The sequence below is a fragment of the Pseudomonas sp. FW300-N2F2 genome (genome assembly GCF_017351655.1).
Lineage (GTDB): Bacteria > Pseudomonadota > Gammaproteobacteria > Pseudomonadales > Pseudomonadaceae > Aquipseudomonas > Aquipseudomonas fluorescens_AA.
Map to the genome: position 1 here is coordinate 1,074,639 of NZ_JACNDQ010000001.1, position 14,975 is coordinate 1,089,613.

12 protein-coding genes are annotated in these 14,975 nt (G+C 59.6%); 6 read left to right on the forward strand and 6 right to left on the reverse strand.

Features of this window, described 5'->3' with window-relative positions; translation table 11 throughout:
- Positions 1-78: 78 nt before the first annotated feature.
- From J4E63_RS05005 to J4E63_RS05020, 4 genes are all read right to left on the reverse strand, one after another.
- Positions 79-1,911: an ABC transporter ATP-binding protein gene (locus J4E63_RS05005; protein ID WP_207281271.1), complete on the reverse strand. Its 1,833-nt coding sequence runs from the start codon at positions 1,909-1,911 to the stop codon at positions 79-81.
- 84 nt (positions 1,912-1,995) lie between these two features.
- Positions 1,996-2,559 (reverse strand): peptidylprolyl isomerase, encoded by a 564-nt coding sequence (locus tag J4E63_RS05010; protein WP_192263430.1) that lies wholly within the window; start codon positions 2,557-2,559, stop codon positions 1,996-1,998.
- A gap of 4 nt (positions 2,560-2,563) precedes the next feature.
- Positions 2,564-3,367 carry an alpha/beta fold hydrolase gene (locus J4E63_RS05015; protein ID WP_207281272.1) on the reverse strand — a complete coding sequence of 268 codons (804 nt, stop codon included), beginning with the start codon at positions 3,365-3,367 and terminating at the stop codon, positions 2,564-2,566.
- 14 nt (positions 3,368-3,381) lie between these two features.
- A complete protein-coding gene (locus J4E63_RS05020) occupies positions 3,382-4,305 on the reverse strand; it encodes a LysR family transcriptional regulator (RefSeq protein ID WP_060738713.1) in 924 nt (307 codons plus the stop codon).
- Between the two features lie 50 nt (positions 4,306-4,355).
- On the opposite strand from J4E63_RS05020, the gene J4E63_RS05025 reads away from it, so the two are divergent.
- The 3 genes from J4E63_RS05025 (at position 4,356) to J4E63_RS05035 (ending at position 6,598) form a co-directional block, all read left to right on the forward strand.
- Complete coding sequence (locus J4E63_RS05025) at positions 4,356-4,670, forward strand: hypothetical protein (protein ID WP_060738712.1); 315 nt, start codon at positions 4,356-4,358, stop codon at positions 4,668-4,670.
- A 150-nt stretch (positions 4,671-4,820) separates the two neighbouring features.
- The gene (locus tag J4E63_RS05030) at positions 4,821-5,420 is read left to right on the forward strand and encodes an FMN-dependent NADH-azoreductase (RefSeq protein ID WP_053120158.1); all 600 of its coding nucleotides are present in this window, start codon (positions 4,821-4,823) and stop codon (positions 5,418-5,420) included.
- 311 nt (positions 5,421-5,731) lie between these two features.
- Complete coding sequence (locus J4E63_RS05035; protein ID WP_207281273.1) at positions 5,732-6,598, forward strand: carboxylate/amino acid/amine transporter; 867 nt, start codon at positions 5,732-5,734, stop codon at positions 6,596-6,598.
- A gap of 112 nt (positions 6,599-6,710) precedes the next feature.
- Here the strand turns inward: J4E63_RS05035 and J4E63_RS05040 are convergent, their stop codons facing one another.
- Positions 6,711-8,009, reverse strand: a complete 1,299-nt coding sequence (locus tag J4E63_RS05040; RefSeq protein WP_060738710.1) for a mechanosensitive ion channel family protein — start codon at positions 8,007-8,009, stop codon at positions 6,711-6,713.
- Positions 8,010-8,202: 193 nt separating this feature from the next.
- On the opposite strand from J4E63_RS05040, the gene J4E63_RS05045 reads away from it, so the two are divergent.
- Positions 8,203-9,549, forward strand: coding sequence for a DEAD/DEAH box helicase (locus J4E63_RS05045; protein ID WP_060738709.1), 1,347 nt, complete (start codon positions 8,203-8,205; stop codon positions 9,547-9,549).
- 244 nt (positions 9,550-9,793) lie between these two features.
- Here the strand turns inward: J4E63_RS05045 and J4E63_RS05050 are convergent, their stop codons facing one another.
- On the reverse strand, positions 9,794-10,066 hold the full coding sequence (locus tag J4E63_RS05050; protein WP_207281274.1) for a hypothetical protein: 273 nt from the start codon (positions 10,064-10,066) through the stop codon (positions 9,794-9,796).
- A gap of 365 nt (positions 10,067-10,431) precedes the next feature.
- Here J4E63_RS05050 and J4E63_RS05055 point away from each other — a divergent pair, with 365 nt between their 5' ends.
- A complete protein-coding gene (locus J4E63_RS05055; protein ID WP_207281275.1) occupies positions 10,432-12,936 on the forward strand; it encodes a glycoside hydrolase in 2,505 nt (834 codons plus the stop codon).
- Between the two features lie 322 nt (positions 12,937-13,258).
- Positions 13,259-14,965, forward strand: coding sequence for a ShlB/FhaC/HecB family hemolysin secretion/activation protein (locus J4E63_RS05060; RefSeq protein WP_207281276.1), 1,707 nt, complete (start codon positions 13,259-13,261; stop codon positions 14,963-14,965).
- Positions 14,966-14,975 lie beyond the last annotated feature (10 nt).

Sequence of the window (14,975 nt, forward strand, 5' to 3'; positions counted from 1 at the left end):
CGCACAGATTTAGGGGGCGCTTCGCGCCCCAGCGGGAGCAAGCTCCCTCGCCACGGGGTCAGCTGTGTCAGGTAGGAATCAGTCGATCCCTACGAACCCACCCGTCTGATGCTGCCACAGCCGCGCATACAACCCACCGTGGGCCAGCAATTCGGCATGGCTGCCGGTTTCGGCGATGCGGCCATTTTCCAGCACCACCAATCGGTCCATCCGGGCGATGGTGGAGAGGCGGTGGGCGATGGCGATCACCGTCTTGCCTTGCATCAGGGTCTCGAGGCTTTCCTGGATCGCCGCTTCGACTTCCGAGTCCAGCGCTGACGTCGCTTCGTCCATGATCAGAATCGGCGCGTCCTTGAGCAGCACACGTGCGATAGCGATGCGTTGGCGCTGGCCGCCGGACAGTTTCACTCCGCGCTCACCCACATGGGCATCGAAGCCGGTGCGACCTTCGGCGTCCGACAGCAATGGGATGAATTCATCGGCCCGGGCCTTGTGCACGGCTTCCCAGAGTTGCGCATCGGTGGCGTCGGGTTTGCCGTAGAGCAGGTTTTCGCGAATCGAGCGATGCAACAGCGAGGTGTCCTGGGTGATCATGCCGATGCGTTCGCGCAGGCTTTCCTGGCCGACTTCGGCGATGTCCTGGCCGTCGATGAGGATGTGCCCGCCTTGCACGTCATAGAGGCGCAGCAGCAGGTTCACCAAGGTGGATTTACCCGCGCCGGACGGGCCGATCAGGCCGATTTTCTCGCCAGGCTTGATGGTCAGGTTGAGGTCGCCGATGACCCCGCTTTTCTTGCCATAGTGGAAGTCCACATGCTCGAAACGCACTTCGCCCTGGGCCACCGCCAGGGGCTTGGCCTGGTCGCGGTCGGTGACGCTGACTGGCTGGGCGATGGTTTGCAGGCCGTCCTGGACCATGCCGATGTTTTCGAAGATGCCGTTGACCACCCACATGATCCAGCCGGACATGTTGACGATGCGGATCACCAGCCCGGTCGCCAGGGCAATGGCGCCCACGCTGATCAGCGACTGGGTCCAGAGCCACAGCGCCAGCGCGGTGGTGCCGACGATCAGCAGCCCGTTCATGCTGGTGATGACCACGTCCATGCTGGTCACCACGCGGCCGGCCAACTGGGCTTTTTCGGTCTGCTCCTGGATGGCTTCGCGGGCGTATTGCTGTTCGAAATTGGTATGGGCGAACAGCTTCAGGGTGGTGATGTTGGTGTAGCCGTCGACAATCCGCCCCATGAGTTTGGAGCGGGCATCGGACGACACCACTGAGCGCTCCTTGACCCGTGGCACGAAATAGCAGAGTGCGCCAATGTAGGCGGCAATCCACATCAGCAGCGGGATCATCAGGCGCCAGTCGGCTTCGGCGAACAGCACCAGGGAACTGACGGCGTAGATCAGCACGTGCCACAGGGCATCCACTGCCTGGACCGCCGAGTCGCGCAGGGAGTTGCCGGTTTGCATGATGCGCTGGGCGATGCGCCCGGCGAAATCGTTCTGGAAGAAATTCAGGCTCTGCTTGAGCACGTAGCTGTGGTTCTGCCAGCGGATCAGGCTGGTCATGCCGGGGCTCAGGGTCTGGTGCACCAGCAGGTCATGCAGGGCCACGAAGATCGGTCGGAAAACCAGCGCCACCACGGCCATCCAGGCCAGCTCCAGGCCATGGACCTTGAAGAAGTCCACGTTGGGTGTGCCTTGGGTCAGGTCGATGATGCGGCTCAGGTAGCTGAACAGCGCCACTTCGATCAGCGCGCCGATCAGGCCCACCACCAGCAGCACGACGAAGCTGGGCCAGACCTGTTTCAGATAATAGGTGTAGAAGGGCAGGACGCGGTTCGGCGGGGCCGAGCTCGGGGCGTCGCGGAAGATATCGATCAGTGTTTCGAAGCGGCGAAAAACCATCTGTAAATGCCCTGGCAGGGGCTCTCCTTTTTGCTAATGGGCGGTGCGGGATGACCGCGCCGCCCAGGCTTGCCGTGTGCCGCTTCAGTCGATGCGCTTGGCCGACTTGATGAGCACAGGGTCGATCGGCACGTTTTGCATGCCTTGCTTGGTGGTGGTCTGGGAGTTGACGATGATGTCCACCACGTCCATGCCCTTGACCACCTTGGCGAACACTGCGTAGCCGGCGTCACGGCCCGGATCGAGGAAGGCGTTGTCGGCCACGTTGATGAAGAACTGGCTGGTGGCCGAGTCCGGGTTGGACGTGCGCGCCATCGACAAGGTGCCGCGAACGTTGTGCAGGCCATTGCTGGCTTCGTTCTTGATCGGTGCCTTGGTGTCTTTCTGTTGCATCTGTGTGGTAAAGCCGCCGCCCTGGGCCATGAAGCCCGGGATCACGCGGTGGAAAATCGTGTTGTTGTAGAAACCACTGTCCACGTACTCGAGGAAGTTCTTGGTACTGATGGGGGCCTTGACCGGGTCCAGTTCGATTTCGATCTGGCCGTTGGTGGTTTCCAGCAATACATGGGGTGCCTTGGCGGGCGTGGCGGCCATCAGGTTGGCGGCAAACAATACGGTGCCGGCGGCGAGGGCGATTTTTTTCAGCATGGGGTCAGAGATCCTGAGTGGTGGAATCGGTTGCGGTCAAAAAGTCGAGCAGGGTTTGGTTGAAGCGTTCGGGTTGATCCAGCGGGGTAGCGTGCCGTGAATCGGCGATGACCACCAGATGCGCATTGGGCAGCCGCTTTACATAGGCTTCTTTCAGCGCCACCGGGGTGTAGTCGTGGTCGGCGCAGATGACGAGGGTTGGACAGGCGACCTGTGAAAGTCGTTCCTGCACACCCCACCCCACGATTGCATCGAAGCTGGCGAGATAAGCACGTTTGTCGTTCTTTGCCCAGCGCCGGGCCATTTCCAGGCGTAACTCGGTTTGCCCGGGCTTGGGAAACAGCTTGGCGCCCAGGGCCTTGCCGATGGTTTCCAGGCTGAGGATGCGCATCAGGCTCCAGCGCTTGAACCATTGCCAGCAGTCATCGGGCGTGCGGACCTTGACCTCCGGCGCGCTGTTGACGATGCAGAGGCTCTTGACCCGTTCGGGCTCATCCACCGCCAATTGGAAACAGATCATGCCGCCCATGGACCAGCCCACCAAATGCACCGGGCCCAGGTCCAGGTGATCGATCAGGGCGCTCAGGTCGGCGCTGAAACCGGCGATGCTGTAGCGTTCGCGGGGTTTGTCGGAACGGCCGTGACCGCGCACATCCATCACGATCAGGCGGTAGCGGGCGGACAATGCCGGGATCTGCTTTTCCCAGTCGCGGGTGCTGGAGCCCAGCCCATGGACCAGTACCAAGGGCGCGCCGTGGCCGTATTCCTCGTAGTGCAGGTCGCATCCTTCGTGTGCAAAATAGGCCATCGGCAAAATCCTTGTCAGGCTTGTTCAGGGGCGGCGAACGGCGCATCCAGCGGCGCGGTGTCGAAGGTGCGCAGCAATTCGATCAGGATTTGCGTGGCCGGGCCCAGGGGTTTTTCCTTGTTCGAGAAAAGATAGAAGGTCGAGTTGCGGCTGCCTCCCTGTTCCAAGGGTAGACGCTTGAGCACGCCTTCCTTGAGTTCTCGTTCGATCATGTGCCGGGGCAGCCAGGCGAAGCCCAGGCCGCTGCCGACAAAACTCGCGGCGGTGGCCAGGCTGCCCACGGTCCAGCGTTGTTCGGCGCCGAGCCAGCCGACGTCGCGAGGCTGCTGGCGGCCGGAGTCGCGGATGACCACTTGCAACTGGCTTTCCAGGTCCTGGAAGTTCAGCTCGCGATTGAGGCGGTGCAGGGCATGCTCGGGATGGGCCACCGCGATGAACTCCACGTCGCTCAACTCCGCACCCAGGTAACCGGGAATGCTGAAGCCGCTGATGGCCAGGTCGGCCACGCCTTCGAGCAGCACTTCTTCGACACCCGACAACACTTCTTCGCGCAGCCGCACCCGGCAGCCACGGCTTTGCGGCATGAACGCGGTCAAGGCGCGAACGAGGCGGGCGTTGGGGTAGGCCGCGTCGACCACCAGGCGCACTTCCGCTTCCCAGCCTTGCTCCATGTGGTGGGCCAGGTCTTCCAGTTGGCTGGCCTGTTTCACCAGTTGCCGCGAGCGGCGCAGCAGCACCCCGCCGGCTTCGGTCAACACGGCCTTGCGTCCATCGATGCGCAGCAACGGCACGCCGAGCTGATCCTGCATGCGGGCCACGGTGTAGCTCACGGATGACTGGGAGCGATGCAGCACTTCGGCGGCCTGGGCGAAACCGCCGTGGTCGACCACTGCCTGCAAGGTGCGCCATTGATCCAGGGTCACGCGGGGCGCTTTCATATCGGGCTCCTCTTGTCCTAAGCTGGCGGTCCCTTGGTGGAGACTGCCGAATGAAGAAAATCTGTTGTGTGGTGCTGGCCTTGCTGCCACTGACTGCGTTTGCCTATCCGATCGATGTGGAGAAACACCTCAACGGCCTGAGCATCGACTACACCGCCTATGACACCGATGCCGACATCGGCTCTATCCAGGTCAACAACTACGGCAGCACCGACGCGGCCTGCACCGTGGTGTTCAACAACGGTCCCGAGGCACCGCGCACCCGCAAGATCGAAGTCGCCGCCGGCAAGTTCAAGAACGCCACGGCCAAGTTCAACCGCAACATCATCAAGCTGCGCATCAAGCTGACCTGTCAGCCGAAATAGCCCGGCAACGGGGCAAGTGATCGTGCCTGCTCCGCTTATAAACGAAAATATCGATGTATTACAGCAGTTATTTGCGCTTTTTCATCGATATGCTCACGTTTAACCTTCACTCCATCGACTGACAACATTCTCAGATGGAGCCTACAAGCCATGTCCCGCGTTCTGATCATCGAAAGCAGTGCCCGCCAGCAAGACTCGGTTTCCCGTCAACTGACCCAGACCTTCATCAGCCAGTGGAAAGCTGCGCACCCGGCCGACGAAATCAGCGTCCGCGACCTGGCCATCAACCCGGTGCCGCACCTGGATGCCAATCTGCTGGGCGGTTGGATGAAGCCTGTCGAGCAGCGCAACGACATTGAAAACGCCTCGCTGGAACGCTCCAACCAACTGACCGATGAGTTGCTGGCCGCCGACGTCCTGGTGATGGCTGCACCGATGTACAACTTCGCCATTCCCAGCACTTTGAAGGCGTGGCTCGACCATGTGCTGCGTGCCGGCGTGACGTTCAAATACACCCCCACCGGTCCCCAGGGCCTGCTGGCCGACAAGCGCGCCTTCGTGCTCACCGCCCGGGGCGGCATTCACGCCGGTGGCAGCACCGACCATCAGGAACCCTACCTGCGCCAAGTCATGGGCTTCATCGGCATCCACGACGTGACCTTCATCCATGCCGAAGGCATGAACCTGGGTGGCGAGTTCCAGGAGAAGGGTTTGAATCAGGCCAACGCCAAATTGTCCCAGGTCGCCTGATCCGTTAATCCTCGGGTAATCGCCAGGTGGTCTAGTGACCTGGCGCTTCCCTTCAAACCGTTTTGCGCATCGAACCTCCCTTTGCACTTATTGCTCCTGAGTGCATCAGCCCGATTGAACGCTTTAGCGAGATCGGGCTTTTTTTTGCCTGCGATTTACTGGCCGCTGAAATGATCCTGTGGGAGCGAGCTTGCTCGCGATGGCGGTGTGTCAGCTTGCATAGATCTATGAATGTACCGACGCCATCGCGAGCGAACTCGCCCCCAAAGCTCAAAACCGCTATCTTCGCCGCCATCCGAAACGAGGGGCGTATGGGCTATCTACTTTTTGTAACGCTGATTCAGGCGTTTTCCTTCAGCCTGATCGGCGAATACCTGGCTGGGCATGTCGACAGTTACTTCGCGGTGCTGGTCAGGGTTGTGCTGGCCGGACTGGTGTTCATACCGCTGACCCGCTGGCGTCAGGTGGAGCCGTCGTTCATGCGCGGCATGCTGTTGATCGGTGCCTTGCAGTTCGGCGTGACCTACGTCTGCCTGTACCTGAGTTTCCGTGTATTGACGGTGCCCGAGGTGCTGCTGTTCACCATCCTTACGCCCCTGCACGTGACCTTGATCGAAGACGCGCTGAACCGGCGCTTCAATCCCTGGGCGCTGATCGCGGCGCTGGTGGCTGTGGCCGGCGCGGCGGTGATTCGCTACGACCGGATCAGCCCGGATTTCTTCATGGGCTTCTTGCTGCTGCAACTGGCCAACTTCACCTACGCGGCCGGGCAGGTGCTCTACAAACACCTGGTGGCCCGACACCCGAGCGACCTGCCGCATTACCGGCGTTTCGGCTATTTCTATCTCGGCGCGCTGATGGTGGCGTTGCCGGCATTCCTGCTGTTCGGCAAGGCCAATTTCTGGCCAGAAGCGCCGTTGCAATGGGGCGTGCTGGTGTTCCTCGGCCTGGTTTCCACCGCACTGGGGTTGTACTGGTGGAACAAAGGCGCCTGCCTGGTCAACGGCGGGACGCTGGCGGTGATGAACAACCTGCACGTGCCGGTGGGGCTGCTGGTGAATCTGCTGATCTGGAACCAGCACGAGGCGTTGGGGCGGTTGCTGCTGGGTGGGTCGGTGATCTTGGCGGCGGTGTGGATCAGTCGGTTGGGGATCCGCCAGCCTCAGCCTTCACCCTGATCCCCTTGTGGGAGCGAGCTTGCTCGCGATGGCGGAGTGTCAGTCAGCATCTATGTTTCTGATACACCGTCATCGCGAGCAAGCTCGCTCCCACAGGGGATCTGTGGTGGTTTCAGATCACCTGCTTCTGCGGTTCCGGCAGGTGGCTCGCCCCTAGCACCGCCGGCAACAATCCCGAGCGCAAGTCCATGCCGCTGGGCTGTTGGTACAGGTTCAATCCGAACTCCGGCATCACCGCCAGCAGGTAATCGAAAATATCCCCCTGGATGCGCTCGTAATCCGCCCACGCGGTGGTGCGGGTGAAGCAGTAGATTTCCAGCGGGATGCCCTGGGCGGTGGTCTGCATCTGCCGGACCATGCAGGTCATGTTCGGCTGGATCTCCGGGTGGCTCTTCAAGTAGGCCAGGGCATAGGCGCGGAAGGTGCCCAGGTTGGTCATCCGCCGACGGTTGGCCGACATGGCTGCGACGTTGCCCTGGGCCTCGTTCCAGGCCTTGAGCTCGGCCTGCTTGCGGCCGATGTAGTCGGTCAGCAGGCGCACCTGGGTCAGGCGCTGTTCTTCCTCGTCATGCAGGAAGCGCACGCCGCTGGCGTCGATGAACAGGCTGCGCTTGATCCGTCGCCCGCCGGACTGCTGCATGCCGCGCCAGTTCTTGAACGACTCGGACATCAGTCGCCAGGTCGGGATCGAGACGATGGTCTTGTCGAAGTTCTGCACCTTGACCGTGTGCAGCGTGATATCCACCACATCACCGTCGGCGCCGACCTGGGGCATCTCGATCCAGTCGCCGACCCGCAGCATGTCATTGCTGGTCAGTTGCACGCTGGCAACGAATGACAGCAGGGTGTCCTTGTAGACCAACAGGATCACCGCCGACATCGCACCCAGGCCCGACAGCAGCAACAACGGCGAACGGTCGATCAGCGTGGCGACGATGATGATCGCGCCAAACACATACAGCACCATCTTCGTCAGTTGCACGTAGCCCTTGATCGAGCGGGTACGCGCATGTTCGGTGCGGGCGTACACGTCCAGCAGGGCGCTGAGCAGGGCACTGAGGCTCAGCACCATGAACAGGATGGTGAACGCCAGGGCGACGTTGCCCAGGAAAATCATGCTGGTCTTGCTCAGTTCCGGCACCAGGTGCAGGCCGAACTGGATGATCAGTGACGGCGTCATCTGCGCCAGGCGATGGAAGACCTTGTTCTGGCGCAGGTCGTTGACCCAGTGCAGGGCCGGTTGGCGCCCGAGCAGTTTGGCCGCGTGCAGGATCAGGTAGCGCGCCACCCGTCCCAGCACCAGGGCGATGACCAGCAGCAACATCAGGGCGAGGCTGGAGTGCAGGAGCGGGTGCTGGTCAAGGGCACCCCAGAGGTCTTGGATGTTGACCCAGAGTTGTTTGATGTCCATGGACGAAACGGTTCTTCTATAAAGACGCGACGGGACGATTAGAGCATTTAAGCCCGGTCAAGTGACCGTTGATGACAAATCGGCTTATAAAAATGCACTGATTTACCGCCGTTTGTATAAAGAAACTCGGCCTTCGCGCTCGAAACCGTTACCCTATGCAGCTGTTTTTTTGCATTTCTTCGAGGTAGCACCCGTGTTTTCCCAATTCGCCCTGCACGAACGCCTGCTCAAAGCCGTGGCCGAGCTTAAATTTGTCGAGCCAACGCCGGTGCAGGCAGCGGCTATTCCGCTCGCGCTCCAGGGGCGTGACCTGCGGGTGACGGCGCAGACCGGCAGCGGCAAGACCGCCGCGTTCGTGCTGCCGATCCTCAACCGCCTGATCGGCCCGGCCAAGGTCCGCGTCAGCATCAAGACCCTGATCCTGCTGCCGACCCGCGAACTGGCCCAGCAGACCTTGAAGGAAGTGGAGCGTTTCTCGCAATTCACCTTCATCAAGTCCGGCCTGATCACCGGCGGCGAAGATTTCAAGGTCCAGGCCGCGATGCTGCGCAAGGTGCCGGACATCCTGATCGGCACGCCGGGGCGGATGATCGAGCAGTTGAACGCCGGCAACCTCGACCTCAAGGAAGTCGAAGTGCTGGTACTGGACGAAGCTGATCGCATGCTCGACATGGGCTTTGCCGAAGACGTGCAGCGCCTGGTGGACGAATGCGTCAATCGCCAGCAGACCATGCTGTTCTCCGCCACCACCGGCGGTTCGGGCCTGCGCGAGATGATCGCCAAGGTGCTGAACAACCCCGAGCACTTGCAGCTCAACGCCGTCAGCCAACTGAACTCCACCACCCGCCAGCAGATCATCACCGCCGACCACAACCAGCACAAAGAACAGATCGTCAACTGGTTGCTGGCCAACGAGACCTACGAAAAAGCCATCGTGTTCACCAACACCCGGGCCATGGCCGACCGCATTTACGGTCGCCTGGTGGCCCAGGAATACAAGGCGTTCGTGCTGCACGGCGAGAAAGACCAGAAGGACCGCAAGCTGGCCATCGACCGTCTCAAGCAGGGCGGCGTGAAAATCCTCGTCGCCACCGATGTCGCCGCCCGCGGCCTGGATGTGGATGGCCTGGACATGGTCATCAACTTCGACATGCCTCGCAGCGGCGACGAGTACGTGCACCGCATCGGTCGTACCGGTCGCGCCGGTAACGATGGCCTGGCGATCTCGCTGATCTGCCACGGCGACTGGAACCTGATGTCGAGCATTGAGCGCTACCTCAAGCAGAGCTTCGAGCGCCGCACCATCAAGGAAGTCAAAGGCACCTACGGCGGACCGAAAAAGGTCAAGGCCTCGGGCAAGGCCGTTGGCGTGAAGAAGAAAAAGGTCGACGCCAAGGGCGACAAGAAGAAAACCGGCGCTAAGGCCCCGACCAAGCGCAAGACCGCCAACCGCCCGAAGACCGACGCCCCGTCGCTGGTCAGCAAGGACGGCATGGCCCCGCTCAAGCGCCGCAAGCCGGAAGCGCCGGCGGCTGAGTGAAGCCGCGGTAGTGCTTCATGAAAAACCGGACCTTGGGTCCGGTTTTTTTATGGGTGAAACTAAAATCTAAGCTTGGCACAGACCCCTGTGGCGAGGGAGCTTGCTCCAGCTGGGCTGCGTAGCAGCCCCAATGGTGTATGTTCACCATTTTTCCGCAGTGAGACTTGGTTTTTGGGGGCGCTACGCACCCCAGCGGGAGCAAGCTCCCTCGCCACAAAAGCAAGGTTGCGTCCGGCTTAGGCAATCACCCAGCCTTCTTCTCTGCCTGCTTCAACTCTTGCAGACGCTTATCGATCAACTGGCACTTATCCGGCACATCCTTGCTGGCAGTCTCCAGGTCCATGGCCTGCAACTCATCATTGATTTCCTTGGCCTTGGCCGGGTTCTGCTCGGTGAGCTTGGTCACTTCCTGGGCCAGCTGTTCACGTTTGAGGGTGGCTTCGTCAGGCGTGCAAGCCCAGGCGGGCAGGGCGCAGGTGAGGGTGGCTGCGAGGGTGAGTTTCAAGAGGGTTTTCATGGCTGGGCCTCATATTCCTTGTTGGGCAGGTAATGGGTTGAGGCCGTTGTTGGGTGGAAAGTTCATTGGCCGCCATGCTGGCTGCCGCTTCGCAGGGTGCTTTTTTCAGATTTTCCCTAGCCGATATTAAACCGTCGTCTACCATGGAGAAATGCGACTGGTAGCCCTATGCCTGCAACGCCGGGTCGCTGCTTCACACAGGATGTAAGTGCTTCATTAGCTAGGAGGCTAACAATATGTCCGTCGCAATGCAGTCAATGACTTCCAGATCATCCAGTTCAGCTCACATTGAGCAATGGAGCAGCTACGCCTGTCAGGGTGTATCCACGGCCTGTGATAGCCGTTAATTCAAAGGAATGAAACCTATGAACCTTAGAGCGATATTCAGTCGGCTGATGTTGTGTCTGTGTGGTTTATTTGCGCTCTCATCGGCCCATGCGGAGAGTCTGATCATTGCCACACCACAACAAGGTGTGGGAATAAAAGTCGATGTCTTTGACAAGCCCGACGCCTCAAACGGTATTCCTTCCTCGACGAGCCTGGTGGGATTCGGCCTCCCAGCAGGATTTATACCCGCGGTGCAGTCGTTCAAGGGAAAAATTTATATGTTCTGGTCCAATAATTATGATTCAGAGCATATCTATTCTTCCTATTCGACAGATGGGAAAAAGTGGTCCCCTGCTAAAACTATCCCAGTGAATGGCTACCGATGGGGTGGGGATATTTCAGTGACTGTATTTAAGCAGAAGCTAGTGCTGACCTTTGCCGATCCTCAGCAACGCTTGAGGACCACCAGCTCTACAGACGGCGTCAGTTGGACCGATATTCAAACTATCAATACCAGCCCTATGGCCGGCGTTAACAGCCCCGTTGTGTATAACGGTCAATTATTCATTTTTTATCACAAAGGTGACGGTAATGCTAAAACTGTTTATTACGTCACTTCGAATGATGGTCTTCTGTTCGGCCGGGAAACTCCAGCGTTCCAGGAAAGCACTGACACGCCTCTGACCAAAGTGGTGCCTATCGTCTATAGCGGTAAGATTTGGGTCTATTACACGGTGGAAAATCGCCTCATGTACGCACGCACTTACAACCGTCGCGGCCAGTGGGGAGAGAGGCAAGAGCTGAAAGGTATAAACAGTAAACTTTTCCTGAACAGTGCGGCGATGATCAACGATCGTGTGTTTGTCAGCAACAATACAAAAACTTTTTACTCCAGCGATGGGGTTAACTGGAATCCGTATTTCGCTGCGAGTGGGCTTGATAACTTTCCCTCGGTTTTGGGCGTTTCCTATGGCATTACCGCAAGCGATCTAACCGTGCGCAACCCGCAACTGCCCTCGGACCTGGCCACAGGCCTCAGCCATAGCGACTATGCAACGTTCGCCTGGCGCAGCTTTTTCGCACTGAACAATACAGCTGCCGCACCATTGCCCGCTAACCGCGGCGTCGGCAATCCCGCCAGCAGTTTTGCTGATTCGGGCAAGGTGCCAAAGTCTCCCAGCCCCTTGTTATGGCAAACCTTCGCGCACCGTACCGAGTTGTTTCCCGCGGGACCACAAAAAAACACCGCAGGTGGTCCGACGCGCCCGTTTGGTTCTGACCCGCAATACAGCTATATCCAATTTCCCCAGGGTATTCGTTTGGCGCCTGGCGCCACCTTTAATCATTACAACAATCTGGATGAGGCGACCCAAATAGGACAAAACGCTATTTTCTTCCCGGTCAATCCGCCAAATGCGGCGAAGACAGGGAGCGATTATGCCCCTTCAAACGACAGCCAGATCCTGTTCGAGGCCAAGGCAAATCCCGTCGTTTATGAATATGCGAAAGGCCTGACCAGCTTCCCGGATATGAATGTAGTGCTGCCCGACGGCGCGGTGGAGGTCAAGGCGACATGGCGCAAGCTGGCAGACATCCCGGTTCAAAATCGCGCGCGTTACCACACGGCGACGGTGGTGACCTATAAGGGCCTCGACAGTGACCCGGTGGCGCAGAACGAAGACTACGCACTGGTCGCCTTGCATATCATCCATAAGACGTCCAACTACCCGACCTTCATTTTCGCCACGTTCGAGCACGAAGATGCCCTGACGTTGCCCGACGGTAAATCACCGACCGGGCTCTACTACATTGCCAACTACAACAAGATTGATTACCCCGGTTTCGATATAAACACCCCCCCGACCGCCACCTTCTCTGACGGCAACAAGACCTATACGGTTTCCCTGCCAAAAGCGGGCGCAGTCGCAAACGCGAGCCTTGATCCGCCGGTCTACTCTGGCAGCAACGGGATCCCTGAAGGGCAGGCCGGCCCGATCCGGGTCGTGCAACCGCTCACCATGGATGTCGAAGTCGCGGCGGTGAACAACCAGGTCAAGCAGTTGATGGACGGCAGCGGCGAATTCAACAATTCGGTCTGGAAGCATTATCGGCTCAAAGGCGTTCAAGCCATCCCGTCGAGCACTCAAACCGATCCGGATTACTACCTGGCCAATATCATGGTCGAAAGCAGCCAGCCGGGGATTCAGCTGTTTCGTGGGAGCAACATATTCCCCATCCCGAATAACAACACCCTGACCAATGCGCGCAACCAGCCGAATATCAAGGTACCGGATTACGACCACAGCACCCAAAGCCTGACCATGGGCGGATGCATGGGGTGTCATGGCATCGCCCAGAGCTCGCTGAAACAAGGTTTCAGCTTCCTGTTCGATGCAATCAATCCCACGTTCAGCAAAGGTGTCACCGGCTTTGCGGGCCCAGAGACCGTAGGCTTACCTGATCCGCGCACCATGAAGGCACGTGCCTTGAAATATTCTTTCGGTCCTCAGAACACGGCAGCCGTCGAGGAGGCAAGTAAGTAGCCGTCAAACCATTGCCCAGCAGGATATCCCTGCTTTCAGAGGCGGATGCCTCGCTCTTTCATAAAGAACCGGACCTTGAGTCCGGTTTTTTATGAAGCCCGTCGACACAAAATTACCCCCGGCGAACGCTGCTGGTCCGTTTTGTAGGAGGTTTCCAGAGTTGCCTCGGGACCTTTCGTACCCCCGTACCGGAGCCATCCGATTTCAGATGAATGGTTCCAGCAATAGCCTTAAAGCCCAATCCATTTAGTTGACGTCAAAATGATGGCTTATTAATATCGCGCCACTATTTTGATGTCACTTTCCGCTCGAGGGATCGAACATGTCCTCACCCGTCTTTTGGGCGAGGTTGTGCGTGGCTTTGCTGTGCCTTTCTCCGCTGACCCTGGCTCACGCCGCCCCCACTCCAGGCGAGACGGACCTGATCCGCGAGCGCCAGAACCGTTTGCTCGAAGAGCAGCGTCGTCGCCTGGAGGAACTCAAGGACCTGCCCGGCCAGGAGGCGAAGCCGGCCCAGCCGACCGCACCTGTCGATACCCGTTGCTTCCCCATCAAGACCATCGAACTCAAAGGCGCCAACAGTCTTTCCGCCAGCGCGCGTGAGCATCTGCTCAAGCCCTACATCGGCCAATGCCTGGGTGTGCCGCAGCTTAACGAACTGCTCAAAGTCATCACCGACCACTACATCGAAAAGGGGCTGGTCACCAGCCGTGCCTATCTGCCGCAGCAAGACCTGTCCGGTGGGCATCTGAGCGTGCTGGTGGTGGAAGGGCGACTCGAAGGCCTGAAGGGGGCCGAGAACAGCAAGCTATCGGAGCGTGAACTGGCGATGGCTTTTCCCGGCAAGGCCGGTGACCTGGTCAACCTGCGGGAGATCGAGCAGATGGTGGATCAGCTCAATCGCCTGCCGTCGAACCAGGCCAAGATGGAGCTGACCCCAGGCCAGGAAGTTGGTGGCAGTGAAGTAAATGTCACCAACGAGCCGAAAAAGCCCTGGCGCGCCGGTCTGTCGCGCAGCAACGACGGCCAGCGCAGCACCGGCGAGCAGCAGTGGGGCAGCAGTTTCGAGTGGGACAGCCCGCTGGGCCTGGCCGACCAGTTGATGCTGCGCGGCGGTCACGATGGGATGACCGATCACCAGCACACCTCCAACAACGCCATGCTTTATTACAACCTGCCTTGGGGCTGGTGGAACGTCAGCTACACCTACAGCCAGAGCGAATACCGCTCGCAAATCCCGGCCAACGGTTTCAACTTCAAGCAGACGGGCGACAGCCAGAACCATCAGTTGCGGGTCGAGCGGGTGATCCATCGCGATGCGCTGAGCAAGACTTCCCTCAACACCGGCCTTTCGTACCTGCGCACCAACAACTTCATCGAAGACAGCAAGCTTGCCGAAAGCAGCAATCGCATCAGCGAGGCGCAGTTCGGCATCAACCATGGCCGGCGGATCGGCAATGCCTTCGTCAACCTCGACCTGGGCCTGCAACAAGGTATCGGCGCTCTCGATGCCCAGGGCGATCACGACCCGGGCCCTGGCGTGCCGGATGCGCGTTATCGCAAGTACACCGCCACCCTCAGCTATTTGCAGCCTTTCATGCTGGGGGGCGAGTCCTTCAGCTTCAGCAGCCTGATGACCGGCCAGCGCAGCGAAGACGTGCTGTTCAGCCCGCAGCGCATGAGCCTGGGCGGGCAATCGTCGATTCGTGGCTACAAGGACCAATCACTGTCCGGCGACAGCGGCGGCTACTGGCGCAACGACCTGCGCTGGAGCCGCCCGGTGGCGGTGGAGTGGCTGCGCCCGGTGTTCGCCGAATACGGCACCAGCCTCGGCTATGACCAGGGCGTGATTCGCGGCGACCGCTACAACGGCGGCCAGCACGGGCGCATGTCGAGCAACTCGCTGGAGCTGTTCGCCCGCGGCGAGCACCTGAGCGCCAGTGTCACCTTCGCCCATTCCCTGGAACGCCCGGATGCCCTGACCGAGCGCGAAGCGCCGATCTACTTCCGTATTGATGCATTTCTCTAAATTTTGCTGC

Coding starts and splice junctions, on each gene's coding strand:
- J4E63_RS05005 (WP_207281271.1), bottom strand. CDS start 1,911: ATGGTTTTTCGCCGCTTCGAAACACTGATCGATATCTTCCGCGACGCC.
- J4E63_RS05010 (WP_192263430.1), bottom strand. CDS start 2,559: ATGCTGAAAAAAATCGCCCTCGCCGCCGGCACCGTATTGTTTGCCGCC.
- J4E63_RS05015 (WP_207281272.1), bottom strand. CDS start 3,367: ATGGCCTATTTTGCACACGAAGGATGCGACCTGCACTACGAGGAATAC.
- J4E63_RS05020 (WP_060738713.1), bottom strand. CDS start 4,305: ATGAAAGCGCCCCGCGTGACCCTGGATCAATGGCGCACCTTGCAGGCA.
- J4E63_RS05025 (WP_060738712.1), top strand. CDS start 4,356: ATGAAGAAAATCTGTTGTGTGGTGCTGGCCTTGCTGCCACTGACTGCG.
- J4E63_RS05030 (WP_053120158.1), top strand. CDS start 4,821: ATGTCCCGCGTTCTGATCATCGAAAGCAGTGCCCGCCAGCAAGACTCG.
- J4E63_RS05035 (WP_207281273.1), top strand. CDS start 5,732: ATGGGCTATCTACTTTTTGTAACGCTGATTCAGGCGTTTTCCTTCAGC.
- J4E63_RS05040 (WP_060738710.1), bottom strand. CDS start 8,009: ATGGACATCAAACAACTCTGGGTCAACATCCAAGACCTCTGGGGTGCC.
- J4E63_RS05050 (WP_207281274.1), bottom strand. CDS start 10,066: ATGAAAACCCTCTTGAAACTCACCCTCGCAGCCACCCTCACCTGCGCC.
- J4E63_RS05055 (WP_207281275.1), top strand. CDS start 10,432: ATGAACCTTAGAGCGATATTCAGTCGGCTGATGTTGTGTCTGTGTGGT.
- J4E63_RS05060 (WP_207281276.1), top strand. CDS start 13,259: ATGTCCTCACCCGTCTTTTGGGCGAGGTTGTGCGTGGCTTTGCTGTGC.